This window comes from Burkholderia sp. ZZQ-2 (assembly GCF_050768715.1).
Lineage (GTDB): Bacteria > Pseudomonadota > Gammaproteobacteria > Burkholderiales > Burkholderiaceae > Burkholderia > Burkholderia cepacia.
In genome coordinates, this window is sequence record NZ_LDVA01000197.1 from 47224 (window position 1) to 72964 (window position 25741).

At 67.6% G+C, this 25741-nt stretch carries 26 protein-coding genes, 1 tRNA gene and 1 pseudogene; 15 read left to right on the top strand and 13 right to left on the bottom strand.

Annotated elements, in window-relative coordinates; genetic code table 11:
• Window positions 1-79 precede the first annotated feature (79 nt).
• The gene (locus ABY44_RS13785; protein ID WP_060174850.1) at window positions 80-796 is read right to left on the bottom strand and encodes a pseudouridine synthase; all 717 of its coding nucleotides are present in this window, start codon (window positions 794-796) and stop codon (window positions 80-82) included.
• Between the two features lie 114 nt (window positions 797-910).
• Between ABY44_RS13785 and copC the strand changes: the two genes are divergently transcribed.
• The 4 genes from copC (at window position 911) to ABY44_RS13805 (ending at window position 3945) form a co-directional block, all read left to right on the top strand.
• On the top strand, window positions 911-1285 hold the full coding sequence (copC, locus tag ABY44_RS13790) for a copper homeostasis periplasmic binding protein CopC (RefSeq protein ID WP_027786683.1): 375 nt from the start codon (window positions 911-913) through the stop codon (window positions 1283-1285).
• A gap of 68 nt (window positions 1286-1353) precedes the next feature.
• Window positions 1354-1854 (top strand): DinB family protein, encoded by a 501-nt coding sequence (locus ABY44_RS13795; protein WP_059697739.1) that lies wholly within the window; start codon window positions 1354-1356, stop codon window positions 1852-1854.
• A 179-nt stretch (window positions 1855-2033) separates the two neighbouring features.
• Window positions 2034-2807, top strand: coding sequence for an SDR family oxidoreductase (locus ABY44_RS13800; protein WP_021160770.1), 774 nt, complete (start codon window positions 2034-2036; stop codon window positions 2805-2807).
• A 199-nt stretch (window positions 2808-3006) separates the two neighbouring features.
• Window positions 3007-3945: a LysR family transcriptional regulator gene (locus ABY44_RS13805; protein ID WP_060174849.1), complete on the top strand. Its 939-nt coding sequence runs from the start codon at window positions 3007-3009 to the stop codon at window positions 3943-3945.
• A 38-nt stretch (window positions 3946-3983) separates the two neighbouring features.
• Here the strand turns inward: ABY44_RS13805 and ABY44_RS13810 are convergent, their stop codons facing one another.
• Window positions 3984-4880, bottom strand: a complete 897-nt coding sequence (locus tag ABY44_RS13810) for a LysR family transcriptional regulator (RefSeq protein WP_060174848.1) — start codon at window positions 4878-4880, stop codon at window positions 3984-3986.
• Between the two features lie 106 nt (window positions 4881-4986).
• Between ABY44_RS13810 and ABY44_RS13815 the strand changes: the two genes are divergently transcribed.
• Entirely contained in the window at window positions 4987-5877 is an 891-nt protein-coding gene (locus ABY44_RS13815) for an alpha/beta fold hydrolase (protein ID WP_060174847.1), read from the top strand.
• A 37-nt stretch (window positions 5878-5914) separates the two neighbouring features.
• On the opposite strand, the gene ABY44_RS13820 is transcribed toward ABY44_RS13815, so the two are convergent.
• Complete coding sequence (locus ABY44_RS13820; protein WP_059697732.1) at window positions 5915-6814, bottom strand: SDR family oxidoreductase; 900 nt, start codon at window positions 6812-6814, stop codon at window positions 5915-5917.
• Between the two features lie 40 nt (window positions 6815-6854).
• A complete protein-coding gene (locus ABY44_RS13825) occupies window positions 6855-7592 on the bottom strand; it encodes an SDR family oxidoreductase (protein ID WP_060174845.1) in 738 nt (245 codons plus the stop codon).
• A 117-nt stretch (window positions 7593-7709) separates the two neighbouring features.
• Between ABY44_RS13825 and ABY44_RS13830 the strand changes: the two genes are divergently transcribed.
• The gene (locus tag ABY44_RS13830) at window positions 7710-8612 is read left to right on the top strand and encodes a LysR family transcriptional regulator (RefSeq protein WP_059484675.1); all 903 of its coding nucleotides are present in this window, start codon (window positions 7710-7712) and stop codon (window positions 8610-8612) included.
• Window positions 8613-8648: 36 nt separating this feature from the next.
• Here ABY44_RS13830 and ABY44_RS13835 read toward each other — a convergent pair whose 3' ends face one another.
• The 4 genes and pseudogenes from ABY44_RS13835 to ABY44_RS13850 form a co-directional block, all read right to left on the bottom strand.
• On the bottom strand, window positions 8649-8816 hold the full coding sequence (locus ABY44_RS13835; RefSeq protein ID WP_021160775.1) for a hypothetical protein: 168 nt from the start codon (window positions 8814-8816) through the stop codon (window positions 8649-8651).
• A gap of 147 nt (window positions 8817-8963) precedes the next feature.
• Window positions 8964-9048, bottom strand: a tRNA-Leu gene (locus tag ABY44_RS13840).
• Between the two features lie 96 nt (window positions 9049-9144).
• Window positions 9145-10301, bottom strand: a pseudogene (locus ABY44_RS13845) (ABC transporter substrate-binding protein).
• A gap of 70 nt (window positions 10302-10371) precedes the next feature.
• Window positions 10372-11313, bottom strand: a complete 942-nt coding sequence (locus tag ABY44_RS13850) for a CysB family HTH-type transcriptional regulator (RefSeq protein WP_014896306.1) — start codon at window positions 11311-11313, stop codon at window positions 10372-10374.
• 214 nt (window positions 11314-11527) lie between these two features.
• On the opposite strand from ABY44_RS13850, the gene ABY44_RS13855 reads away from it, so the two are divergent.
• The 6 genes from ABY44_RS13855 (at window position 11528) to cobA (ending at window position 17744) form a co-directional block, all read left to right on the top strand.
• Entirely contained in the window at window positions 11528-13207 is a 1680-nt protein-coding gene (locus ABY44_RS13855) for a nitrite/sulfite reductase (protein ID WP_027786705.1), read from the top strand.
• A 25-nt stretch (window positions 13208-13232) separates the two neighbouring features.
• Window positions 13233-13784, top strand: coding sequence for a DUF934 domain-containing protein (locus ABY44_RS13860; RefSeq protein WP_027786706.1), 552 nt, complete (start codon window positions 13233-13235; stop codon window positions 13782-13784).
• Complete coding sequence (locus ABY44_RS13865) at window positions 13781-14530, top strand: phosphoadenylyl-sulfate reductase (RefSeq protein ID WP_060083227.1); 750 nt, start codon at window positions 13781-13783, stop codon at window positions 14528-14530. Before ABY44_RS13860 ends, ABY44_RS13865 begins: the two co-directional genes overlap by 4 nt.
• 76 nt (window positions 14531-14606) lie before the next feature.
• The gene (gene cysD, locus ABY44_RS13870) at window positions 14607-15569 is read left to right on the top strand and encodes a sulfate adenylyltransferase subunit CysD (protein ID WP_027786708.1); all 963 of its coding nucleotides are present in this window, start codon (window positions 14607-14609) and stop codon (window positions 15567-15569) included.
• A 22-nt stretch (window positions 15570-15591) separates the two neighbouring features.
• On the top strand, window positions 15592-16908 hold the full coding sequence (locus ABY44_RS13875) for a sulfate adenylyltransferase subunit 1 (RefSeq protein ID WP_021160781.1): 1317 nt from the start codon (window positions 15592-15594) through the stop codon (window positions 16906-16908).
• Window positions 16909-16994: 86 nt separating this feature from the next.
• Window positions 16995-17744, top strand: a complete 750-nt coding sequence (cobA, locus tag ABY44_RS13880; protein ID WP_027786710.1) for a uroporphyrinogen-III C-methyltransferase — start codon at window positions 16995-16997, stop codon at window positions 17742-17744.
• Window positions 17745-17842: 98 nt separating this feature from the next.
• Here cobA and ABY44_RS13885 read toward each other — a convergent pair whose 3' ends face one another.
• From ABY44_RS13885 to lptF, 3 genes are read right to left on the bottom strand one after another with little or no spacing between them, the layout of a single operon-like run.
• Complete coding sequence (locus ABY44_RS13885; protein WP_060174843.1) at window positions 17843-18226, bottom strand: sirohydrochlorin chelatase; 384 nt, start codon at window positions 18224-18226, stop codon at window positions 17843-17845.
• A 27-nt stretch (window positions 18227-18253) separates the two neighbouring features.
• On the bottom strand, window positions 18254-19402 hold the full coding sequence (gene lptG / locus ABY44_RS13890; RefSeq protein WP_027786712.1) for an LPS export ABC transporter permease LptG: 1149 nt from the start codon (window positions 19400-19402) through the stop codon (window positions 18254-18256).
• A gap of 3 nt (window positions 19403-19405) precedes the next feature.
• Window positions 19406-20497 carry an LPS export ABC transporter permease LptF gene (gene lptF / locus ABY44_RS13895; protein ID WP_021160785.1) on the bottom strand — a complete coding sequence of 364 codons (1092 nt, stop codon included), beginning with the start codon at window positions 20495-20497 and terminating at the stop codon, window positions 19406-19408.
• Window positions 20498-20619: 122 nt separating this feature from the next.
• Here lptF and ABY44_RS13900 point away from each other — a divergent pair, with 122 nt between their 5' ends.
• From ABY44_RS13900 to ABY44_RS13910, 3 genes are read left to right on the top strand one after another with little or no spacing between them, the layout of a single operon-like run.
• Window positions 20620-22131 (top strand): leucyl aminopeptidase, encoded by a 1512-nt coding sequence (locus ABY44_RS13900; RefSeq protein ID WP_021160786.1) that lies wholly within the window; start codon window positions 20620-20622, stop codon window positions 22129-22131.
• A gap of 34 nt (window positions 22132-22165) precedes the next feature.
• Window positions 22166-22582 carry a DNA polymerase III subunit chi gene (locus ABY44_RS13905; protein ID WP_021160787.1) on the top strand — a complete coding sequence of 139 codons (417 nt, stop codon included), beginning with the start codon at window positions 22166-22168 and terminating at the stop codon, window positions 22580-22582.
• Between the two features lie 25 nt (window positions 22583-22607).
• Window positions 22608-23381 carry a DUF2486 family protein gene (locus tag ABY44_RS13910; protein WP_060174842.1) on the top strand — a complete coding sequence of 258 codons (774 nt, stop codon included), beginning with the start codon at window positions 22608-22610 and terminating at the stop codon, window positions 23379-23381.
• A 141-nt stretch (window positions 23382-23522) separates the two neighbouring features.
• Here ABY44_RS13910 and ABY44_RS13915 read toward each other — a convergent pair whose 3' ends face one another.
• Together ABY44_RS13915 and ilvD are read right to left on the bottom strand one after the other, a co-directional pair.
• Complete coding sequence (locus ABY44_RS13915; RefSeq protein WP_060083230.1) at window positions 23523-23849, bottom strand: c-type cytochrome; 327 nt, start codon at window positions 23847-23849, stop codon at window positions 23523-23525.
• Window positions 23850-23976: 127 nt separating this feature from the next.
• The gene (gene ilvD, locus ABY44_RS13920) at window positions 23977-25650 is read right to left on the bottom strand and encodes a dihydroxy-acid dehydratase (protein WP_060174841.1); all 1674 of its coding nucleotides are present in this window, start codon (window positions 25648-25650) and stop codon (window positions 23977-23979) included.
• Window positions 25651-25741: the final 91 nt, after the last annotated feature.

The window sequence follows — 25741 nt, forward strand, 5'->3', positions numbered from 1 at the left end:
ACAGCTTGTCATTTCAGTATAGCGGGGGAACATGCGGCAGGGATGCGGCCGGACGTCGAACGATCGTGCGGATTTTCCCTTACAGGGTTTCGACGGAATTGCGCAGCGCTGAAAGGTCGGCGTCATCGAGCCAGCGCCACGCACCTGGGGCGAGATCGCCCGGCAGCGCGAAGCCGCCGATGCTTTCGCGATGCAGCGCTTCGACGCGATTGCTCGCCGCCGCGACCATGCGCTTGACCTGGTGATACTTGCCTTCGAGGACGGTCAGCGCGAGCGCGTGCGGTGCGCGCGCGTCGGCGGCGACCGCCGCCATCGGTTTCGGCTCGCCGTGCAGCTGCACGCCGGTGCGCAGCGCATTCAGCTGCGCATCGTCGAGCGGGTGGCGCACGGTCGCCACATAGGTCTTCGGCACCTTGCGCTTCGGCGACGTGTACGCGTGCACGAACTGGCCGTCGTCCGACAGCAGCAGCAGGCCCGTCGTGTCCTGGTCGAGACGTCCGACGCACTGCACGCCGCGCGCGACGAGCGGCGCGGGCAGCAGGCTGAACACGCTCGCGTGGTGTTGCGGATCGCGCGAACACTCGTAGCCGGCCGGCTTGTTGAGCGCGAGATACGCGCGCGCGTGGAACGGCCACGCCGTATCGTCGACCGAGAACACAAGGCCGTCGGTATCGAACGCGGCGTCGGGGTCGGCCGCACGCGCGCCCGCCACGCTGACGCGGCCCGCTTCGATCAGGCCGCGGCACTGGCGGCGCGAGCCGAAGCCCTGGGTGTAGAGAATGCTTTCGAGATCCATAGCGCGCGCATTCTATCAAGCGGCGGCGCGCGGCCGGCGTGAACCCGCATGCGCTGGTAAGCTGCCGGTACGCCGCGAGGGGCGCGGCGCCCGTTCATTCTTCACGGAAAGTCCATGCCTTTCGCTTCGTTCCCGTTCGGCCGCAAGGCTGCCGCCGTCATCCTCGCCGCAACCGTCTCGTCGGTTGCGTTCGCGCACGCGCATCTCGCGAAGAGCGACCCGGCGGCAGGCGCGGCAGTGGCCGCCGCACCGGCTGCCGTCACGATCGACTTCACCGAGCCGCTGGAGCCGGCGTTCAGCTCGATCGTCGTCGTCGACGGCAACGGCAAGACGGTGTCGGACGGCCGTGCGCGCATCGACGCGTCGAACCGCAAGCGGATGACGGTGCCGCTCACGGCGGTCGGCACGGGCGCCTATACGGTGAAATGGGTGGCCGTCGCGACCGACGGGCACCGCACGCAGGGCGCGTACGGCTTCAGCGTGAAGTGACGTGACGCAACGGCGGCGGCAGGCCCGTGCCAGGGCTGCCGTCGCCTCCATTCGACAGGGAGTCCCGCATGAATCCGACGACGCTCGACGCACTCGCCGATTTTCCCCGTCAGCTCGAAGCTCATTTCGCGGCCGTGCCCGACGGCTACGCGCGCTGGACGCCCGACGACTGGGCCGGAATCCCGAGCGAGCACTTTTCGCCGCTCGGACAGCTCTGCCACGTGCGCGACATCGAGACCGACGGTTATCACGTGCGGCTGCGGCGGATGCTCGAGGAAGACCGGCCGCTGCTCGTGTCGATCGATGGCGACGCGCTCGCGATCGAGCGCCGCTACAACGACGCGTATGCGTCCGACGTGCTCGCGGCGATCCGCGAAGCACGGCGCGAGACGCTGGACCTCGTGGCGCGCCTCACGCCCGAGCAGCTCGCACGCACCGGGGCGTTCGACGGTTACGGCTCGCTGACCGTGCGCGGGCTCGTCCACTACCTGTGCAGCCACGACCAGCAGCATCTGGCCGGCATGCAATGGCTGCTCGGCAAGATCGACGCGGCGCTGTACGCGCGCTGAGCCGGCCGGCATCCGCGGAATCGATCCGTGATTCCTGAGTCATTGTCGGTGCGGCAGGCTACATTACGTTGCGGCAATTGGATCGATTTTCTGGATAATCCATCCAGCCGCGACCGGCTGACCGGTGCGTCGCGCGTGCCTACACTCCAGGATTCGTTCATCGAGAAAAGGAGTCCACCGTGGCAATTCATACGCTCGCAGACAAGGTCGTCCTGATCGCAGGCGGCGCAAAGAATCTCGGCGGCCTGATCGCCCGGGATTTGGCGAGCCACGGCGCGAAGGCAGTGGCAATTCACTACAACAGCGCCGCATCTCAGGCACAGGCCGAGGAGACGGCCGCCGCGGTGCGCGCGGCCGGCGCGGAGGCTGCCACGTTCCAGGGCGACCTGACGACGGCCGCCGCGGTCGAGAAGCTGTTCGACGACGCGAAACAGCGCTTCGGCAAGATCGACATCGCGATCAACACGGTCGGCAAGGTGCTGAAGAAGCCGTTCACCGAGATCAGCGAGGCCGAGTACGACGAGATGTTCGCGGTCAACAGCAAGTCGGCGTTCTTCTTCATCAAGGAAGCGGGGCGGCACCTCGAGGATCACGGCAAGCTCGTCACGCTCGTGACGTCGCTGCTCGGCGCGTTCACGCCGTTCTATGCGGCGTACGAAGGATCGAAGGCGCCGGTCGAGCATTTCACGCGTGCGGCGTCGAAGGAATACGGCGCGCGCGGGATCTCGGTGACGGCCGTCGGGCCGGGTCCGATGGACACGCCGTTCTTCTATCCGGCCGAGGGCGCCGATGCGGTCGCGTATCACAAGACGGCGGCCGCGCTGTCGCCGTTCAGCAAGACGGGCCTGACCGACATCGAGGACGTCGTGCCGTTCATTCGCCATCTCGTCACCGACGGCTGGTGGATCACGGGCCAGACGATCCTGATCAACGGCGGCTATACGACCAAGTAATCGACCAAGTAATCGTTCGGGCAACGCGCCGCTTCGGCGGACGTCGCGGGGTGCGGCGTGCACCGCAATGGCGCGTTTGCGTGGACAATGGACGGGCGCGCGGCCTCGCGGCTGCGCGCCCGTTTTTCTGTGCCGCCGGACCTTGCCGCGACGCGCGACAGCCGGCGGCGACGCGCTTCCGAATCTACGTTCCCTGCCGATGGACAAGCTGGATCAGGTCAGAATCTTCCTGCAGGTTGCCGAGATGGGCAGCTTCATCAAGGCCGCACACGCGCTCGACGTGCCGCGCGCGACCGTGTCGGCGGCCGTCCAGCAGCTCGAGACGGGGCTCGGCACGCGCCTCCTGCATCGCACGACGCGCCAGGTGCAGCTGACTGCCGACGGCGCGTTGCTGCTCGAACGCGGCCGGCGCCTGCTCGCGGAAGCCGACGAACTCGACCGCCTGTTCCGCCGCCGCGACCGCGACGTGATCGGCCGGCTGAACGTCGACGTGCCGAGCCGGATCGCGCGGCGCATGGTGGCGCCCGCGCTGCCGTCGCTGTTTCGCCGTTACCCGAAGCTGCAACTGTCGCTCGGCTCGACGGATCGGTCGATCGACCTGGTGCAGGAGGGTGTCGACTGCGCGATCCGCGTCGGGCGGCTCGCGGACAGCAGTCTCGTCGTGCGGCCGCTCGGGCAGTTCACGCTGATCAACTGCGCGAGCCCCGACTACCTGCGCGAATGCGGCGTGCCCGAGCATCCGGACGCGCTCGCGCACGGACACTGGGCGATCGGCTATGCGTCGCCGACGACCGGGCGTGAACTCGACTGGGAATACTGCTCGGACGGCCAGCGGTACACCCTCACGCTGCCGAGCCGCGTGATCGTCAACAACGCCGAAACCTATATCGCCAGCTGCATCGCCGGGATGGGGCTGATCCAGATTCCGCGCTTCGATGTCGAGCATCTGCTCGACAGCGGGGCGCTGGTCGAGGTGATGCCGGGCCATCGGGCCGCGCCGATGGACGTGTCGGCCGTGTATCCGCACCGGCGCCATCGTTCGCGCCGGCTCAATGCATTCGTCGAGTGGTTCGGCGAGCTGATGGCGAGCGCACTGACGAGGGGCGGGGAGGACCGGGAGGGCGGAGAGGGCGACTGACCGGCGCGCGGTTCGCGTCGCGTGCCGCCGCGCCGGGTTCAGCCGGGCAGCGCCGTGAACCGCCGGCTGCGCCCGGTATCCCGCACCGCATCGATCAATGCCGCACCCGCGCCGTCCGGTTTTGCCGCGAACGCGTAGAAGCGCGCGGCCGGCAACGCCGGCAGACCGTCTTGCGGCCCGCATTCGCGCAAGCCGTCGCGCAGCTGGCTGCGCGCCAGCGCGGTGACCGCGAAGCCGGCGAGCGCGGCGGACACGCAGCCGGCCATGCTGCCGCTCTCGAACAGCACGCGAAACGGGCGCAGCGCGGCGGCGAGTGCCGCGACGGCGGCTTCGCGATAAACGCACGGCTGCGGAAACAGCGCGAGCGGCACCTCACCTTCGGCGTCGAGCGTGCGATCCGACGCGAACGCCCACACGAGCGGCTCTTCCCACAGCAGTTCGCCCGGCGTGTCGACCTGCCGGCACTGCTTGCCGAACACGACGTCGAGCCGACCGAGCGTCTGCTCGCGCAGCAGCGACGCGGTGATGCCGACCTTCAGTTCGATCGACGTGCGCGGGTGGCGGTCGCGAAACGTGCGCAGCACGTGCGGCAGCCACGCGCCCGCGAAATCCTCCGACGCGCCGACCCGCAGCGGCCCGTGCGCCGGCGCGCCGCGCAGCCTCGCGCGCACTTCGCGCTCCATGTCGACGATGTTGCGCGCGTACGCGTACAGCGTGTCGCCGGCCGGCGTGAGCGCGATGCGGCGCGTCGTGCGCGCGAGCAGCACCGTGCCGGCCGCCTGTTCGAGCCGCTTGATGTGGCCGCTGACCGCCGACGGCGTCAACGCAAGCCGTTCCGCGGCCGGCGCGAACCCGCGGCTGTCGACGACTTCGAGGAAGGTGCGCAGCAGCGTGATGTCGAGCGCGGTCGACGCGGGATCGGTCAGCGGTTCCATGGTTCGATTCAACACAATACGCGAAGAGTGAACAATGATACTCCGCGAATCGTGATGAACGACCGGCCTACCATCGTGCACTCGGATCGACCCAACGGAGTGCACGATGACGACCTACGCGCATGCGACGACCGCGTCGCTGGATATTGCCTATCTCGAATGGAACCCGCGCGGCGAGCGCGTGGCGGTGCTGCTGCACGGCTGGCCGGACAGCCCGATCGGCTGGGACGCCGTGGCGGCGACCCTTGCCGCGCGCGGCTACCGCGTGCTCGCGCCTGCGCTGCGCGGCTTTGCGCCGACGCGCTTTCGTGACGCATCCGTGCCGCGCAGCGGCCAGCTCGCGGCGCTCGGACGAGATGTGCTCGACTTCGTCGATGCGCTCGGTCTCGAGCGGCCCGTGCTGGTCGGGCACGACTGGGGCGCCCGGGCGGCCGCGAACGCGTGCGGGCTGCGCGATGACGCCGCATCGCATCTCGTGATGCTGTCGGTCGGATACGGCACCAACGACCCCGGGCAGCCGCTGTCGCTGCAGCAGGCGCGCAATTACTGGTATCACTGGTTCATGGCGACGCCGCGCGGCGAGCAGGCGTTGCGCGACGATCGCCGCGCGTTTGCCCGTTTGATGTGGGACACGTGGTCGCCACCGGGCTGGTATCGCGACGGCGATTTCGAGGCGGCGGCAGACGCGTTCGACGGCCCCGACTGGATCGACGTCGTCCTGCATTCCTATCGGCATCGGTGGGGATTCGCGCCGGGCACGCCGGCCCATGCCGATGACGACGCGCGCCTGAATCCCGCGCCGGTGCTGGCATTGCCGACGCTGGTGCTGCACGGCGGCGCGGACACCTGCAATCACCCGGACAGCTCGGCCGGGCGTGAGCCCTTCTTCACGGGCCGCTACGCGCGGCAGGTGCTGGACGGTGTCGGCCACTTTCCGCAGCGCGAGGCGCCGGCGGCGGTTGCGGAAGCGATCCTCGGGTTCTGCGAGCCGCGCTGATGCGCGCCGGCGCGCCCGGCGCCGGGCGCGCACCGGATCAACTGCCGACGCGGGCGGCCAGCAGGTCGGCGAGGCCGATGTTCCTGAACATCTCGCGGCGGACGCGATCGCCGACGCGGAACACTTCCTCCGCGCCGTCCTGCGACGGATCGACGAATACGCGGTATGGGCGCTTGCCGGCGGGTGCGGCGACGATGTCGGCAATCGCCGTCGCGACGGTGCCGGCATCGGCGTCTGCCGGTTCGAGCGCGGCGAGGCCCTGCAGCGCCTGCCCGGCGACGCCTGCATAGGGGCCGTCGTCGTAGGCGGCCTGCACGGCCGCATCGGCCGGCTTGCCCGCGTGGGCGAAGTGATTCGTGCCCTGGGTGAAGGCGCCCGGCACGACGATCGACGTCTCGATACCCCAGCGGGCGAGTTCGGCGGCATAGGACACCGCGAGCGAATCCATCGCGGCCTTCGCGGCGAAGTAAGGGGCGAGGAACGGCGGCGTACCGCCGCGTGCGGACGACGACGACACCCAGACGAGCAGGCCGCGGCCCTGACGGCGCAGGTGCGGCAGCGCCGCGCGGTTGACGCGCTGGGTCGACACGACGTTGATGTCGTAGAGCTGGGCGATCTGCTCGGGCGTGAACGCTTCGGCCGCACCGAACACCATGTGGCCGGCATTGTGGACGATGACGTCCAGGCGGCCGTTGTCCGCGATCACGCGATCGATGGCGGCACCGACGGACGCGTCATCGCCGACGTCGAGCTCGACGGTGCGCAGGTCGACCCCGTGCTCCTGCGCGTAGGCGGCAATGGCGGCGACGCGCGGCGCGTTGCGGCCGGTGCTTTCGCGCATCGACGCGTAGACGGTATGGCCGGCGCGGGCGAGCGCCTGGGCCGTCAGCAGGCCGAAGCCGCTGGACGCACCCGTGACGAGAATGACTTCCTTCATGATCGATCTCCGGTAAGCGGGGGGCGAGGCAGGCGGCCCGTCAGCACATGCCGCCGTTGGCGCGCAGGATCTGGCCGTTGATCCACGCGCCGTCGGGGCCGGCGAGGAATGCGACGACGCGCGCGATGTCGTCGGGCTGGCCGAGCCGCTCGAGCGGGTTCAGCTTCGCGAGCCGATCGACGAGTTCGGGGCTCTTGCCCTGCAGGAACAACTCGGTCGCGACCGGTCCCGGCGCGACGGCATTCACGCGGACGCCGCGTCCGCGCATTTCCTGCGCGAGCACCTGCGTCAGGCTTTCGACTGCCGCCTTGCTGGCGACGTACACGCCGTAAGTCGGCATGCGCATGCCGATCACGCTGGTCGACAGGTTGATGATGCGTCCCCCGTCGCGCACCCGCCTGGCCGCTTCGCGGCATACGTTGAACGTGCCTTTCACGTTGGTGGCGATCGTTTCGTCGAAGAGCGCATCGTCGCAGTCGGCGATGGTCGCCAGCTTCATCACGCCCGCGGAATTGACCACGACATCCACGCCGCCGAATGCATCTTGCGCGGCGTCGAACAGCGCGGCCACGGCCGCCGGGTCGGCGACGTTCGCCTGCACCGCGACGGCATGGCCGCCGTCGGCGACGATCGCGTCGACCACTTCGCGGGCCGGGCCGGCGCTCCCGGCATAGTTGACGATGACCCGGAAGCCGTCCCGGGCGAGCTGGCGCGCGATTTCCGCGCCGATGCCGCGCGATGAACCCGTGACGAGGGCGATCTGTTCCGATGTGCTCATGTCCTGCTCCTTGGTTCGTGAGTGCCGAGCGATCCGGCGACAGGACTAATGTAGGCTTCCTCGGCCAATAAAAATAATGAATAATGAGAAGATCGAGAATGACTGAAAGTATGTCTTATGGCATTCGACAGCAGGCTTTTGAGCGGGATCGGCGTGCTCTCCGCGGTGATCGAGGCCGGTACCTTCGCGCGGGCCGGCGAAGCGATGGGATTGACGCAGCCGGCGGTGAGCCGTGCCGTCGCCCGGCTGGAAGAGCGCGTCGGCATCCGGATCTTCAACCGCACGGCGCGCGCGATCACGCTGACCGACGAGGGGCGGCGTTTCTATGAGGCGGTCGCGCCGCTGCTGGCCGGCATCGAGGAGGCGGCGATCGACGCCGGCCAGTCGAAGGCGCGTGTCAGGGGGCGGCTGCGCGTCAATGTCGACGCGACCTTCGGCCACTACGTGCTGGCGCCGAAGATGGCCGAGTTTCTCGACCGCTTCCCCGACCTGTCCGTCGAGATCAGCGTGCGCGACCGGATGGGCGACCTCGTCGCCGACGGGTTCGACGTGGCCGTGCGATTCGGCATTCCGGAACCATCGTCGTATCGTGCGCGGCTGCTGCTGGAAACGCGCGTGCTCACCTGCGCGTCGACGGCCTATGTCGCGCGTCATGGCGAACCGCGGCATCCGCGCGACCTCGCGGACGGGCACCGTTGCGTGCTGATCCGCGACCCGGTGACGGGGCGGCCGTTCGAATGGGAATTCCATCGCGGCAAGGAAGTGGTGCCGTTCGATGCCGCCGGCCGGCTGATGGTCAACGATACGGGCATGCTGCTCGGTGCGTGCCTGGGCGGCGCGGGGATTGCGCAATTGCTGGAACTCTATGCGCGGGACATCCTGGCTGAAGGGCGGCTGGTGCTGCTGTTGCCGGAATGGGCGGACGAGACGTTTCCGCTTTACGCGTATCACCACGCGTCAAACCTCGTCTCGGCGAAGGTGAGGGTGTTTCTCGACTTCGTTCGCGAACTGATGGCCTGAGCGCGAGACGCGGCCGGCGGCAGGACGGCCGGCGCTTCATTCGGTGCGATGCGGGATGTTGTCCGGGAACGGATACGGTGCGTGCGGGCCCGGCCAGTCAGGCACCGGCGGCGCGGTCAGGACGTCGCATCCACCCAGCACGAGCACGAGCGCCACGGCGAGCACGCGGCGGCGGAGCGGGGATGAAATCGTGCGCATGGACATGGCGTGCCTCCGTGCCGCGCATCCTCATGATGCTTCGACTGTTGCGCGGGGGCGCGCGTTGCGGCGCGTGCGGCAAAAACAAAAAACCCGCGAAGCGGCGAGCTTGCGCGGGTTTCGACAGATGCAGCGCGTGACGCTGCGAAATACTGGTGCCCAGGGCCGGAATCGAACCGGCACGCCTTGCGGCGGGGGATTTTGAGTCCCCTGCGTCTACCAATTTCACCACCTGGGCTTGATCCTGGCCGCGCATGCGATTGTGCGCGGCGAAACGCGGATTATGTCTGAAATCCCGACGCCGGGCAAGCTGCCCCGGTGCCGGTCGCGCACGTCACTGGCTCAGGTAGACGAACCGGCCCTGCTTGACGATCCCCATCACGCTCGCGCGCTGATCGAGCCCCACATGATCCTTGTCGCTGGTATTGACGACGCCGTTCGGCACGACGAGCTCGTGCGCGCGTTCCAGTTCGCGCCGCAGCGCCGCGCGGAACGCGGGCGTGCCGGGCTGAGCGGCCTTCAGCGCGCGGCCGACCGCATCGGCAAGGCGCGGGTACACGCCCGCCGCGTCGCCTGCGAACTGCGTGACCGTGCCAGCGCCGTATTTCGCCTCGTACGCGTCGACGAACGCGAGCGCGGCCTTGCGGGCCGGATGATCGGCCGGCAGCGTGCGCGCGACGACCACCGGCTGGGTCGGGAACAGCGTCCCGTCGACGTCCTTGCCGCCGAGCTTGATGAATTCCGGCGTCGCGATCCCGTGCGTCTGGTAGACCGGGCCCTTGTAGCCGCGCTCGATCAGCGTGCGCTGCGGCAGGACGGCCGGCGTGCCCGAGCCCGCGATCAGGATCGCGTCGGGTTTCGCCGCGATCAGCTTCAATGCCTGGCCCGTGACGCTCGCGTCGGTGCGGTTGTAGCGCTCGGTCGCGACGACGCGGATCTTGCGCAGGTCCGCGAAGCGCGTGAACTCGTTCAGCCAGCTGTCGCCGTAGCTGTCCGCGAAGCCGATGAAACCGACCGTCTTCACGCCGTGGTTGGCCATGTAGCGGTCATCACGTCGGCCATCGCGCGGTCGCTCTGCGCCATCTTGAACGCCCAGGTCCGCGCGCCTTCCTGCGGCTCGACGATCGCGCCGGAGCCGACCAGCGTGATCATCGGCGTCTGCCCGGCCGCGACCGCGTCGAGCGCCGCGAGCGCGGCCGGCGTGATGTTCGGCCCGACCACGACGTCGACGTGATCCTCGTCGACCAGCTTGCGGATGTTGCGCACCGCGGTGCCCGGGTCGGATGCATCGTCGAGCACCGTCACCTGCACGGGCTGCCCGGCGATCGTCTTCGGCCACATCAGGATGGCGTTCTTGCTCGTGATGCCGATCGCAGCGGCCGGGCCGGTCGACGACAGGTCGACGCCGACCTTCAGGTCGGCATGGGCGGCGGCACAGGCGAGCGCGAGCGCGCCGGCGGCGGCGCGGCGCAACAGGGCGGGAAGCGTCATGCGGGATTCTCCGTCGGGCAACGAAAAGGGGCGCGGTTCAGATTCGCGCCCCTGTGTTTATACAGGCCGGTCAAAGCTCGTACGATTCGGATTCGCCCTTGAGCGCCTGTTCGATCAGCTTGCGGTTCAACGTCGGCGACAGCAGTTCGACGAGCGTATACACATAGCTGCGCAGGTAGGCGCCCTGCTTGAGCGCGACACGCGTCACGTTGCTGCCGAACAGGTGGCCGACCGGGATCAGCCGCAGGTTGCGGTCGCGCTCGGGATTGAACGCGATGTCGGCCATGATCCCGACGCCCAGGCCGAGCTCGACGTAGGTCTTGATCACGTCGGCGTCGATCGCCTCGAGCACGATGTCCGGCGACAGCCCGCGCAGCGCGAACGCATGGTTGATCTTCTTGCGGCCCGCGAACGCGTCGTCGTACGTGATCAACGGGTACTGGGCGAGATCGTCGAGCGTGACCGGCTTGCGTTCGAGCAACGGGTGGTCGGCCGGCACGACGGCCGCGTGATGCCACTGGAAGCAGGGCAGCGACACGAGTTCTTTGTAGTCGGAGATCGCCTCGGTCGCGATCGCGAGATCGGCCTGGTCGTGGATCACCATCTCGGCCACCTGCGTCGGGCTGCCTTGCAGGATCGACAGGTGCACCTTCGGAAAGCGCTTCTTGAATTCGGCGATCGCGGCCGGCAGCGAGTAGCGGGCCTGCGTGTGGGTCGCGGCGATGGTCAGGTTGCCCTGATCCTGTGCTGCGTAATCTTTCCCGACCCTTTTAAGGCTTTCAACCTCCTGAAGAATCCGCTCGACCGACGCGAGGATGATCCTGCCCGGCTCGGTGAGCGAGCGCACGCGCTTGCCGTGCCGCGTGAAGATCTCCACGCCGAGCTCGTCCTCGAGCTCGATGATCGCCTTCGATACCCCCGGTTGCGACGTGTAGAGCGCCTTGGCGGCCTCGGTGAGGTTGAAATTCTGCCGGACGGCCTCGCGCACGAAGCGAAATTGGTGCAGGTTCATTTATAACCCTTCCGCATATCAACAGAATTTTTTAGTCGTTTGAAATATAAGGCGAGTTTATTACGATTCACCGGAGTTTTTCAAATATGGATATCTGTTTTCGTCATTAGCAATCCAGCCGCCAGCGGTTGGGGGCGGTGACGGCGGAACGGAGATTCGGGCGCGACGTGGCTAGGACGTCGCGCGGTCACCACGAAAACCCTGGGGTCCCCGAATGTATCAGTACGACCAATACGACCAGACGATCGTCGACGAGCGTGTCGCGCAGTACCGCGATCAGGTGCGCCGCCGGCTGTCGGGCGAGTTGAGCGAAGAAGAATTCCGTCCGCTGCGCCTGCAGAACGGCCTGTACATGCAGCGCCACGCGTACATGCACCGCATCGCGATTCCGTACGGCAACCTGCGCAGCGACCAGCTCCGGATGCTGGCGCGCATCGCCCGCGAACATGACCGCGGCTACGGCCACTTCTCGACCCGCTCGAACATCCAGTTCAACTGGATCCAGCTCGAGGAAACGCCCGAGATCCTCGCGAAGCTCGCGTCGGTGCAGATGCACGGCATCCAGACGTCGGGCAACTGCATCCGCAACATCACGGCCGACCAGTTCGCCGGCGTCGCCCAGGACGAAGAGATCGATCCGCGCCCGTGGTCGGAAATCCTGCGTCAGTGGTCGACGTTCCATCCCGAATTCGCGTGGCTGCCGCGCAAGTTCAAGATCGCGGTGTCGGGCTCGAAGGACGACCGCGCGGCCGTGCAGATTCATGACCTCGGCGTGTACCTGAAGAAGAACGCGCAGGGCGAAGTGGTCGCGAGCATCCTCGCGGGCGGCGGCCTCGGCCGTACGCCGATCATCGGCGCGGTGATCAAGGAAGACCTGCCGTGGCAGCACCTGCTGACCTACTGCGAAGCCGTGCTGCGCGTGTACAACCGCTACGGCCGCCGCGACAACCTGTACAAGGCGCGCATCAAGATCCTCGTGAAGGCGCTGTCGCCCGCGAAGTTCGCGCAGCAGGTCGAGGAAGAGTGGCAGCACCTGAAGGACGGCCCGTCGACGCTCACGCAGGCGGAAGTCGATCGCGTGTCGCAGTACTTCCAGCCGCCCGTCTACGAGAAGCTGGCCGATACCGATGCATCGTTCGAACAGCACCTGCTCGAGAACAAGGCGTTCGCGCGCTGGGTCGAGCGTAACGTCGCACCGCACAAGGTGGCCGGTTATGCCGCCGTCACGCTGTCGCTGAAGGATCACCGCATCGCGCCGGGCGATGCGACCGACCAGCAGATGGACCTGGTGGCTGACTGGGCCGACGCCTATTCGTTCGGCGAGCTGCGCGTGTCGCACGAGCAGAACCTGATTCTCGCGAACGTGAAAAAGCGCGACCTGTTCGAGGTTTGGGAAAAGGCGAAGGCGGCCGGTTTCGCGACGCCGAACATCGGCCTGCTGACCGACATCATCGCGTGCCCGGGCGGCGACTTCTGCTCGCTCGCGAACGCGAAGTCGATCCCGATCGCGCTGGCGATCCAGCAGCGTTTCGACGATCTGGACTACGTGTACGACCTCGGCGACCTGTCGCTGAACATTTCCGGTTGCATGAACTCGTGCGGTCACCACCACGTCGGCAACATCGGCATCCTCGGCGTCGACAAGGACGGCGCCGAGTGGTACCAGGTGTCGCTCGGCGGCGAGCAGGGCACGGGCCGCAACGGCGCGCGCCTCGGCCGCGTGATCGGGCCGTCGTTCTCGGCGGAGGAAGTGCCCGACGTGATCGCGAAGCTGATCGACACGTTCGTCGAATCGCGCGTCGACGGCGAGCGCTTCGTCGACACGTACGACCGCATCGGCATCGCGCCGTTCAAGGAGCGCGTGTATGCGGCGCGCCAGGCAGTGAACGCGTAACCAACCGGGTAGAAGGAATTAGCAGATGGCTTCGATTATCAAGAACCGCGCAGTGATCGACGATGCATGGCAGGTCGTGCGCGCGGCGGAAGACGGTGCACTGCCCGCGGTCGACGCGTTGCCGGCCGGCAAGGTGCTGGTGCCGTTCGCGTTGTGGCAGGCCGAGCGCGCGGCGCTCGTCGCCGCGAAGACGAAGGACGAGCTCGGCGTGTGGCTCGCCCCGGACAGCGAGCCGGCCGATCTCGTGGCCGACTTCGGCGCGATTTCGCTGGTTGCCGTCGACTTCCCGCGCTTCGCGGACGGCCGCGGCTACAGCATTGCGCGCCTGCTGCGCGAGCGTCACGGCTGGACGGGCGAACTGCGCGCGATCGGCGACGTGCTGCGCGACCAGTTGCTGTACATGTCGCGTTGCGGCTTCGACGCATTCGCGGTGCGCGCCGACAAGGACATCCACGACGCGCTGAACGCGTTCACGGAATTCACGCAGCGTTATCAGGGCGCGTTCGACCAGCCCGAACCGCTGTTCCGCCGCCGTGCCGCGGCGGCCGGCGTGGCGCAAGCGAAGGTGGGCGCATGAGCACCGCCGCCGCCACCGCGCTGAGCCCGGAACTCGCCGCGAAGGTCGAGCGCCTCGACGCGCTGCTCGCGCAGATCGGGGCGCGTCACGAGAAGGTGAAGTTCGCGAGCAGTCTCGCGGCGGAAGACATGCTGCTGACGCACGCGATCCTGTCGAAGGGCGTCCGGATCGGCATCTTCTCGCTGAACACGGGCCGCCTGCACGCGGAAACGCTCGGCATGATCGACCGCGTGCGCGAGCGCTACGGCTACGAGATCGAGCAGTTTCATCCGCAGCAGGACGCGGTCGACCAGTACGTCGCCGAGCACGGCCTGAACGCGTTCTACGAAAGCGTCGAGCTGCGCAAGTCGTGCTGCCACATCCGCAAGGTCGAGCCGCTGAATCGCGCGCTGGCCGACGTCGGGGCATGGGTCACGGGCCAGCGCCGCGAGCAGTCGGTCACGCGTGCCGAGCTGCACGAGGAAGAGCAGGACGAAGCGCGCGGGATCGCGAAGTACAACCCGCTCGCCGACTGGACGGAAAGCGACGTGTGGGCGTACCTTAACGCGTTTGACGTGCCGGTGAACCCGCTGCATGCGCGCGGCTATCCGAGCATCGGCTGCGAGCCCTGTACGCGGGCGATCCGCCCCGGCGAGGACAGCCGCGCGGGCCGCTGGTGGTGGGAGTCGCGCGACACGAAGGAATGCGGCCTGCACATCACGATCACGCCGATTCCCGCGGACGCCGTTGCCGGCGTCACGCACTGAAAGCCTGACAAGAAACTGAATATTGCGCCGCCCGCGACAGCGGGCAGCACGAACCCAGAAGAGAAGGACTGAAATCATGAGCACGACGCTCGAGCAATCCGCCTTTGCCCCGCCCGCCGGTGCCGACAAGCGCATGGGCCACCTCGACTGGCTCGAAGCCGAGTCGATCCACATCCTGCGCGAACTGGTCGCCGAATGCAGCAAGCCGGCGCTGTTGTTCTCGGGCGGCAAGGATTCGGTCGTCGTGCTGCATCTGGCACTGAAGGCGTTCGGCCTCGGCGCGAACCGCAAGACGACGCTGCCGTTCCCGCTCGTGCACATCGACACGGGCCACAACTACGAAGAAGTGATCGACTTCCGCGATCGCCGCGCGAAAGAACTCGGCGCCGAGCTGGTCGTCGGTCACGTCGAGGATTCGATCAAGCGCGGCACGGTCGTGCTGCGCCGCGAAACCGATTCGCGCAACGCCGCACAGGCCGTCACGCTGCTCGAGACGATCGAACAGCACGGCTATACGGCGCTGATCGGCGGTGCGCGCCGCGACGAAGAGAAGGCACGCGCGAAGGAGCGGATCTTCTCGTTCCGCGACGAATTCGGCCAGTGGGATCCGAAGGCGCAGCGCCCGGAACTGTGGAGCCTGTACAACGCCCGCCTGCACAACGGCGAGCACCTGCGCGTGTTCCCGATCTCGAACTGGACGGAACTCGACGTGTGGCAGTACATCGCGCGCGAGAACCTCGAACTGCCGTCGATCTACTACGCGCACCAGCGCGAGATCGTGCGCCGCAACGGCCTGCTCGTGCCGGTCACGCCGCTCACGCCGATGCGTGACGGCGAGACGAGCGAGCTCGCGCAGGTGCGCTTCCGTACCGTGGGCGACATCAGCTGCACGTGCCCGGTCGAGAGCGACGCGGACGACGTCGAGAAGATCATCGCCGAGACGGCGGTGACCGAGATCACCGAGCGCGGCGCGACCCGGATGGACGACCAGGCCTCCGAAGCCGCGATGGAACAGCGCAAGAAGCAAGGTTATTTCTGAAGCACACGAGGACATTCACATCATGAGCATCATCGAGAACACCGAAGACCTCGGCGTGTTGCGCTTCATCACCGCAGGCAGCGTCGACGACGGCAAGAGCACGCTGATCGGCCGCCTGCTGTACGACAGCAAGGCCGTGCTGTCCGACCAGCTGTCCGCGCTGTCGCGCGCGAAGAACAAGCGCACGGTCGGCGACGAGCTCGACCTCGCGCTCCTGACCGACGGTCTCGAAGCCGAGCGCGAGCAGGGCATCACGATCGACGTCGCGTACCGCTACTTCGCGACCGCGAAGCGCAAGTTCATCATCGCCGATACGCCGGGCCACGAGCAGTACACGCGCAACATGGTGACGGGCGCATCGACCGCGCACGCGGCGATCATCCTGATCGACGCGACGCGCGTGACGGTCGAGAACGGTGTCGCCGACCTGCTGCCGCAGACCAAGCGTCACAGCGCGATCGTCAAGCTGCTCGCGCTGCAGCACGTGATCGTCGCGATCAACAAGATGGACCTCGTCGACTACAGCGAAGCGCGCTTCAACGAGATCCGCGACGCGTACGTCACGCTGGCGAAGCAGCTTGGCCTCACCGACGTGCGCTTCGTGCCGGTGTCGGCGCTGAAGGGTGACAACATCGTCGGCGCGAGCGAACGCATGCCGTGGTACGCGGGCGAACCGCTGCTCGACGTGCTCGAATCGCTGCCGGTCGAGACGCAGGCGCATGACGCGCTGCGCTTCCCGGTGCAGTGGGTTGCGCGCCAGGACGGCAGCTCGGCCGACGATTTCCGCGGCTACATGGGCCGTATCGAGTCGGGCGAAGTGAAGGTCGGCGACGAGATCGCCGTGTTGCCATCGAACCGCACGGCAACGGTCGCCGAGATCGTCGCGCCGGTGCCGGGCGGCACCGCGTCGGTCGCGCACGCGTTCGCGGGCCAGACCGTGACGATCCGTCTCGCGGAAGACGTCGACGTGTCGCGCGGCGACATGTTCGTCACCTCCGGCGAGCCGGTTGCACCGGCGAAGAAGCTCGAAGCCGATTTGTGCTGGTTCGACGAGACGCCGCTGTCGCCGCAGCGCAAGTACCTGCTGAAGCAGACCACCAGCACGGTGTTCGCGAAGATCGGCGGCGTCAAGCAGGTGCTCGACGTGCACACGCTGTCGCATGCGACCGACCGTCACGACCTGAAGATGAACGACATCGGCCGTGTCGCGCTGACGCTGCAGAAGCCGATCGTCTGCGACACGTACGACGCGCATCCGGGTACCGGCGCGTTCGTGCTGATCGACGAGGCGACGCATCACACGGTCGCCGCGGGCATGATCCGGGCGTTCTCGGCGTAATCGTCAATCTGCGCGGCAAACCGCGCCGCCGCACGGCGGCGCGGGCCGTCTGCAAACGTCCGCACGGACGAAGCGAAGCGACAAACATGGGCAAGGTGTATCTGATCGGAGCAGGGCCGGGCGCGGCGGACCTCATCACGGTGCGCGGCGCGCGGCTGCTCGCGCAGGCGGACGTCGTGCTGCACGACGCGCTCGTCGAGCCCGCGATGCTCGACTACGCGCCGAACGCGCACCGGATCGCGGTCGGCAAGCGCTGCGGGCAGCGCTCGACCGCGCAGCACTTCATCAACAAGCAGATCGTCGATGCGGCGCGCGAGCACGCGTGCGTCGTGCGGCTCAAGGGCGGTGACCCGATGCTGTTCGGTCGTGCCGAAGAGGAGATGCGCGCGCTGGAAGCGGCCGGCATCGACTACGAGGTCGTGCCGGGCATCACCGCGGCACTGGCCGGCGCGGCGACGCTGAAGCGTTCGCTGACGCTGCGCGGCGTGTCGCGCAGCGTCGCGTTCGCGACGCACAGCCGCGCGCCGGGCAGCGACGAGATCCGCGAAGCCGCGCGCGCCGATTCGATCGTGTACTACATGGGCCGCGACAGCGCGCCCGGCATCGCGCAGGAACTGATCGACGCAGGCCGAGCGCCGGCGACGCCCGTGGCGATCGTCGAGGCGTGCAGCACCGCGCGCGAGCGTACGCTGACGCTGACGCTCGCGCAGATGGCGGCGGGCGACGCGCAGGCGTGGCTCGATCCCGCGGAACCGAGCCTGCTGATGATCGGCGACGCGTTCGCCGAGCGCGCCGGACAGGCGAAAGAGGGCGATTCGCTGCGAAATGCGGCCTGAGCGGGGCGGCCTGAGCGGGATCCCGCCGCAGTCCGAAACAAAAAAGCGCCGGCTTCATCAAGCCGGCGCTTTTTCTTTGTGCACGCTAACCGCGCGGTTTACGCGTTGCCGTCGATCTGGTCGATGCAGTAGCGCGCGATCGCGTCGAGCACGCCGTTGTCTTCGCCGACGGCCGTCGCGCAACGGATCTCGATGCCCGGATGCGCGGCGCGGCACGCATCGACGAGTTGCGGCAGATCGCGGCGGACATGGCCGCCCTGGCCGAAGAACACGGGCACCACGGTGATGTGCGAGCAGCCGGCCGCGACCTGCGCGGCGACCGCGTCACCGAGCGTCGGCGTCATCAGTTCGAGGAACGCGAGCGACACGTGGGCCGCGGGGGAGGCGGCGCCGCGCAGCCGCGCGGCGAGCCGCTCGAACGGCTCGGCCCAGCGCGGGTCGCGGGCGCCGTGGCCGAACAGGACGATGCCGTGCGAACTCATGTCGAAGCCTCCGTCGTGACGCGGCGCTCAGTGCCGGTCGACCCACTTGAGCGCGAACAGGCCGAGCGCGAGATAGATCAGGCCCGGCGTCGCGGCAGTGAGCGGCGCGGGCCACGTGTTCAGCGTGCCGATGTGCGAGAACAGCGTGTTGAGGAGCTGGAAGCTCATGCCGAGCATGATGCCGCCGAACACCTTCACGCCGACCACGCCAGCCCGCGTGTGCAGGTAAGCGAACGGCAGCGACAGCACGAGCATCACGAACACGGCGAACGGGTACAGCAGCTTGCGCCACAGTGCGATGTCGTAGCGCTGCGTGTCCTGCTGGTTCTCGCGCAAGTGCTGGATGTAGCGGAACAGGTTGATGAGCGACATGCGCTCCGGCGACACGAGCAGCACCGACAGGATCTGCGGCGTCAGGTCCGAACGGAGCCGGTATTCGGGCAGCGATACCTGCTGCGACCGGTACACCGGGTTGAGCGCGTCGGCCGGCTGGCCGCTGATCGGCTTGATCGGCGTCAGCTCGGTCTCGGAGACGCCTTTCAGCAGCCAGTGGCCGGGCGGCTCGTAGCGCCCCGTCTGCGCGATCCGCACATTCTGCAGCTGGAATTTCGAGTCGAATTCGTAGATGCGCACGTTGCTGATCGTCGAGTCGGGCGACAGGCTGCCGACGTTGACGAAACGCGTGACCTGCTCGCCGTTTTCGCGGGCCGCGAGCGTGTCCTTCACCCACACGCCCGACTGGAAGTTCGACGACACCGATGCGCCGAGCGCCTGCAGCCGCACGCGCTCGGACAGCTGATCGGCGTACGGGCCGACGAATTCGCCGATCAGGTAGGTGACGATCACGAGCGGAATGCCGATCTTCAGCAGCGAGCGCAGCGCCTGGTTGGTCGCGAGACCCGACACGCGGAAGATCGTGAATTCCGAGTTCGCGGCCATCTGCGCGAACACGTAGATCGCGCTGATCAGCGCGGCGACCGGGATGATCTCGTAGAAGCGCGACGGGGTCTGCAGCGCGACGCGCAGCACCGCGTAGCCGAACTTGTAGTTACCGTGCCCGACCGAGTTCAGTTCGCTGATCAGGTCGAAGAAGAAGAACAGGCCCGAGAACGCGAACAGGATGAAGACGAACGTGACGTAGATCTGTCGCGCGAAGTACTTTTCATAGAGCCGCATCGATCATGCTCCCGAGCGGCCAAACAGCGCGCGTGTAAACAGCGGACGATTGCGCACGCGCAACCAGAAGATGAACGCGACGATCGCGGCGACCACGAGGTGCAGGCCGACCAGGCCGACGCCGAACGACATCTTGCCCTGCTCGATCTGCGCCTGCACGACGTTCAGCAGGTTCGAGTACGTGAGGTAGATCAGCACGGCCATCACGAGGTTGATCGTGCGGCTGCGGCGCGGGTTCTGGTACGACAGCGGAATGCCGAGCACCAGCAGGTTGATCGCGATCAGCGGCAACCCCGCGCGCCACGCGAATTCCGCGAGGTTGTCGCGCGTCGGGTTGCGCAGCAGGTCCGGTGTCGGCGTGCTGTTCGTGGTCGGCACGTTGGTGACCGGCGTGCTCGTGATCTTCACGCCGTAGCGCTCGAACTCCATGATCTTGAAGTTCGGCTGGCCGGGCGTGCCATCGTAGCGGCGGCCGTCTTCCAGGACGACGAAGCGGCTGCCGTCGCGCGTTTCCGTGTGACCCGTCTGCGATACGACCACGTTGACCTTGCCGTTCTCGGTCGACGTGACGAACACGTTCTGCACCTTGCTCTGGTCGGGCGTCATCTTCTCGATGAAGAACACGCGGTGGTTCGTGGCCGACTCGCGGAACTGGCCCGGCGCGAGCAGCGAGATCTCGTCGCGTTGCTGGAAGCGTGCCTTGATCATCTTGCTTTGCTGGTTCGACCACGGCCAGCCGACGAACGCGAAGAAGGCGATCAGCAGGATGATCGGCGTGGCGAACACGCCGATCGGCTTGATGAGGCGCGTGAGGCTTACGCCCGATGCGAGCCACACGACCATTTCGGAGTCCCGGTACCACCGGGTCAGCACGAACAGGATCGACACGAACAGCGTGACGACGAGCATCACGGCGAGGTAGCCGATCACGGTGAGGCCGATCAGCACGAGGACGTCCCGAGGATCGATTTCACCGGACGCGGCGTAACCGACGATGCGGATCATCATCGTCGTGAGCATGATCGTGAGCAGCACCATGAACACGGCGCCAGCCGTATACGCAAGCTCGCGCTGGAGGGAGCGTTCGAAGATCATTCTTGATGAGAAGAGGGCGGGAGGCTGCGCACGCGTAGCGGAGCGCTCGCGCCGCCACGGGAAAAATAGCGGATAATTGCGGCTTTCATCCTTAGCCCAGATTTTATCCGAGGACAAGCGCGATGGACTTTAGCATAAAAGGCTGTGATTGGAGCAAAGGCGAGGCGAAGGGGTTCCTGACCGGGAAGTCCGATTGCATCGTGCTCGGCATCTTCGAGGCGCAGACCCTCTCGGGCGCGGCGCTCGACATCGACACGGCCACCAAGGGACTGATTTCGCGCGTGGTGAAGGCCGGCGACATGGACGGCAAGCGCGGCAAGACGCTGTTCCTGCACGAAGTGTCGGGCATCGGCGCGTCGCGCGTGCTGCTCGTCGGCCTCGGCAAGCAGGATGCTTTCAACCAGAAAGCCTATAACGACGCAGCGACGGCCGCGTGGCGCGCGCTGCTGGCGACCAAGGTCGTCCAGGTCACGTTCACGCTCGCGCAACTGCCGGTCGACGAGCGCAGCTCCGACTGGGGCGTGCGTGCGGCGATTCTCGCGCTGCGCAACGAGACCTACCGCTTCACGCAGATGAAGAGCAAGCCGGAACCGGCGTCGCACACGCTCAAGCGCGTCGTGTTCAGCGTCGATCCGTCCGACGAAAAGGCTGCGAAGGTCGCGGTCAAGCAGGCCGTCGCGCTCGCGAACGGGATGGATCTCACCCGCGACCTCGGCAACCTGCCGGGTAACGTCTGCACGCCGACCTACCTCGGCAACACCGCGAAGAAGATCGCGAAGGATTGGGGCCTGAAGGCGGAAGTGCTCGGGCTCAAGCAGATCCAGGCGCTGAAGATGGGCTCGTTCCTGTCGGTCGCGCGCGCGTCGGTCGAGCCGCCGCAGTTCATCGTGCTGCACTACCAGGGCGCCGCCGCGAAGGCCGCGCCGGTCGTGCTGGTCGGCAAGGGCATCACGTTCGACACGGGCGGCATCTCGCTGAAGCCGGGCGAGGGCATGGACGAGATGAAGTACGACATGTGCGGCGCCGGTTCGGTGCTCGGTACGATGCGTGCGGTCGCCGAGATGGGCCTGAAGATCAACGTCGTCGCGATCGTGCCGACCTGCGAGAACATGCCGGGCGGCAACGCGACGAAGCCGGGCGACATCGTCACCAGCATGAAGGGCCTGACGATCGAGGTGTTGAACACCGACGCCGAAGGGCGCCTGATCCTGTGCGACGCGCTCACGTATGCCGAGCGCTTCAAGCCGGCCGCCGTGATCGACGTCGCAACGCTGACGGGCGCGTGCGTGATCGCGCTGGGCGGCCACAACAGCGGCCTGTTCTCGACGAACGACGCGCTCGCGGGCGAACTGCTCGACGCGTCGCGCGAGGCGAACGACCCGGCATGGCGCATGCCGCTCGACGACGAGTACCAGGATCAGCTGAAGTCGAACTTCGCGGATCTCGCGAACATCGGCGGGCGCCCGGCCGGCGCCGTGACCGCCGCGTGCTTCCTGTCGCGCTTCACCGACAGCTATCCGTGGGCCCACCTCGACATCGCGGGCACCGCGTGGAAGGGCGGTGCGGCGAAGGGGGCGACGGGCCGTCCGGTGCCGTTGCTCGCGCAGTTCCTGATCGACCGCGCCGGCCAGTGATGGCGGTGTTGACGACGCTGCGGGTAGGCGGGCAATGACGCGGATCGATTTCCACTCGAACGTCGGCGATTCGCTCGCGTACGCGTGCCGGCTGCTGCGCAAGGCCTATCAGGCCGGGCAGCCGGTCGTCGTGCTCGCCGAGCCCGCGCGCCTGCGCGCGCTCGACGAGCGGCTCTGGACGTTCTCGCCGCTCGATTTCATCCCGCATTGCGGTGTCGACAGCGAGCACGCAGCCGGCACGCCGATCGTGCTGGCCGCGGATCTCGACCGCGCACCGCATCATCACGTGCTGCTGAACCTCGGCGCGGCCGTGCCTGCGCAGTTCGCCCGCTTCGAGCGCCTGCTCGAAGTGGTCGGCAACGCGCCGGACGAGCTGGCCGCGGGCCGGGACCGCTACCGGTTCTACCGCGACCGCGGATACGCGCTGAACAACTACAAGCAGGGCAGCTAGCCGCAACCGTCGACGGAGTGTTCCCGTGACAGAAGCCGATTCATCCTCGATCCCGACGCTGACCGACGTGCTGGTGCCGGGCAAGCCGGTGCCGGCGCGCGCGCCCGCGCCCGACGCTCCGCAGCCGCCCGCCGGCGCGGCGATTCCGGTGCTGACCGACGTGGTCGCGCCACGCACCACGGGTGCGGCGCCGGCCGATTCCATGCCCGCCGCACTCGACCCCGATTCCGTCGTGGTCGAACCCGTGCCGACGCCGTACGTGCCGGCGGTCGAACTGCCCGGAGACGAGGCGGTGGTGACTGCGACTGTCGTCGCCGCCGCGCTCGGCGAGACCGATGCGCCGGCGGAGCCCGGCGCCGCGGAACACGTGGTTGCCGAAGACTCGGCGGCGATGAGTGCGCCGCTGCGCTCGTCGCTGGCCGACGACGATGTGCTGCCGCACGCGTTCGCCGCGGTGGCGCGTGAGGCTGTCGGGCACGCGCGTGAAGCGCACATGCCGGAGGCCGCCGCAGTGGCCGCCGCGCCGCAGCAGGATGCGCAGGCCGTGGCCGGGCTGACGCCGGAAGATGCCCAGCACATCGCCGAGCGCCTGCGCAATCGCCTGACGAACTATCTGACCGGGGAAGGGCGCGACGCCATCGAGGCCCGTTGTCGCGACGCGCTGCATGAGCATTCGGCCTGGCTGGTCGGCCAGATCACGCGCGAAGTGGCGCTGGCGCTGGAAACCGAGGTGATGGACTGGGTTCGCGACGCGGTCGACGAAGAAATCGCACGCCGCCGCGCCGGTCATGCCGGTTGAGTGCGCGACCGTTCAGGTGAAAAACAGGGTGCGATTCCAGTAAGGGCCGGCCAAGCGGCCGGCGAGGTGCGGATCAGCCTCGGCGGGCCCGCCAGCCGGCGGAACCCCGCGCGACGGCGGTTTACGCCCGTTGCGCCCGGATCAGCGCACCGACAGCGCCCATTGCGCGAGCGTGTGGGCTTCGGCGCTCGTCAGTTGCGTATTGGCGGGCATCGGCACACTGCCCCATACGCCGACGCTGCCTTTCACGATCGATTGGGCGAGGTAATCGACGGCGTCGCCGCGCGCCGCATACTTGCCGGCGATGTCGCGGAACGACGGGCCCATCAGCGGTTTGCCGATCGCGTGGCAGGCCATGCAGTTCTTGCGCTGGGCAAGCGCGAGCCCGTCGGCCTGGTCGGCGCGCGCCGCCGCCCCGCTGCCGATCAGCAGCATGGCGAGCAGGACGCGCAATATCGAGTGTTTCATGCGGTTCTCCGCCGGCGGGGACGGCCGGCTTCATGACCCGCGCATTATAAAAGCAAAGGGAAAGCGCGTTTTGCGCGTTCCCCCGGCAGCCATGTTTAACGGGGTCGCATGCGGCGATGCACCCGTGTCAACCCGTGACGGCACCCTGGTTCGCGGGCCGGGCGAGGGCCGCGAATTTCGCGAGCACGCCACGTGTGTAGCGCGGTGCCGGCTGTTGCCACGCGGCGCGGCGGCGCGCGAGTTCCGTGTTGTCCACGTTCAACTGCAGCAGCAGCCGGTGCGCGTCGATCGTGATCGAGTCGCCTTCCTGCACGAGCGCGATCGTGCCGCCGACGAACGCCTCCGGTGCGACATGGCCGACCACCATGCCCCAGGTGCCGCCCGAGAAGCGGCCGTCGGTGATGAAGCCGACCGATTCGCCGAGCCCCTTGCCGATGATCGCGGACGTCGGCGCGAGCATTTCGGGCATGCCGGGGCCACCCTTCGGGCCGAGATAACGCAGCACGAGGATGTCGCCTGCCTGGATCCGGTCGCCGAGAATCGCATCCATCGCGCTCTGCTCGTCGTCGAACACGCGCGCCGGGCCCGTGATCACGGGGTTCTTCAGGCCGGTGATCTTCGCGACCGCGCCGTCTTCCGCGAGATTGCCTTTCAGGATCGCAAGGTGGCCTTCCTTGTACAGCGCGCGGTCGATCGGGAAGATCACGTCCTGGTCCGCGCGCGGCACGGCGGGCACGTCCTTCAGTTCGTCGGCGATCGTGCGGCCGGTGATCGTCATGCAGTCGCCGTGCAGCAGCCCCGCGTCGAGCAGGATCTTCAGCACCTGCGGAATCCCGCCGGCCCGGTGCAGGTCGGTCGCGACGTACTTCCCCGACGGCTTGAGGTCGCAGATCACGGGCACGCGCTTGCGGATGCGCTCGAAGTCGTCGATCGTCCAGTCGACCTCGGCCGCGTGAGCGATCGCGAGATAGTGCAGCACTGCATTGGTCGAACCGCCCGTCGCCATGATTACCGACACCGCGTTCTCGATCGATTCCTTCGTGATGATGTCGCGCGGCTTCAGGTCGCGCTTCACGGCCTCGACCAGCACGCGCGCCGACTCGGCGGCCGAATCGACTTTCTCCTGGTCGGGGTTGGCCATCGTCGACGAGTACAGCAGCGACATCCCGAGCGCCTCGAACGACGAACTCATCGTGTTCGCGGTGTACATCCCGCCGCACGAACCCGACGTCGGGCATGCGTTCTGCTCGACCCCTTCGAAATCCTCCTGCGACATCCGGCCCGCGGTGAATTCGCCGACCGCCTCGAACGACGAGACGATCGTCAGGTCCCGGCCTTTCCAGTTGCCGGGGCGGATCGTGCCGCCGTACACGTAGATGCCCGGCACGTTCAGGCGCGCGAGCGCGATCATCCCGCCCGGCATGTTCTTGTCGCAGCCGCCGACGACAACCACGCCGTCCATCCATTGCCCCTGCACGCAGGTCTCGATGCAGTCGGCGATCACCTCGCGCGACACGAGCGAGTACTTCATGCCTTCGGTGCCCATCGACATGCCGTCCGAAATCGTCGGCGTGCCGAAGATCTGCGGGTTCGCATCGGATGCCTTCACCGCCGCGACGGCTGCGTCCGACAGGCGCTGCAGGCCCGAATTGCACGGCGTGATCGTCGAATGGCCGTTCGCGATGCCGATCATCGGCTTGTCGAAATCGTCCTTCTGGTAACCGAGCGCGTAATACATCGAGCGATTCGGCGATCGGGCCACGCCTTGCGTGATGTGCCTCGAGCGGCGGTTGTAAGCCATGGGGGACTCCATCGTTGTCTGGGCGGCGCCGGTGAACGGCGCGCCGGTTCGGATCAGTCAAGCATGGAGTTTCCGGATTGGGATGTCCAAT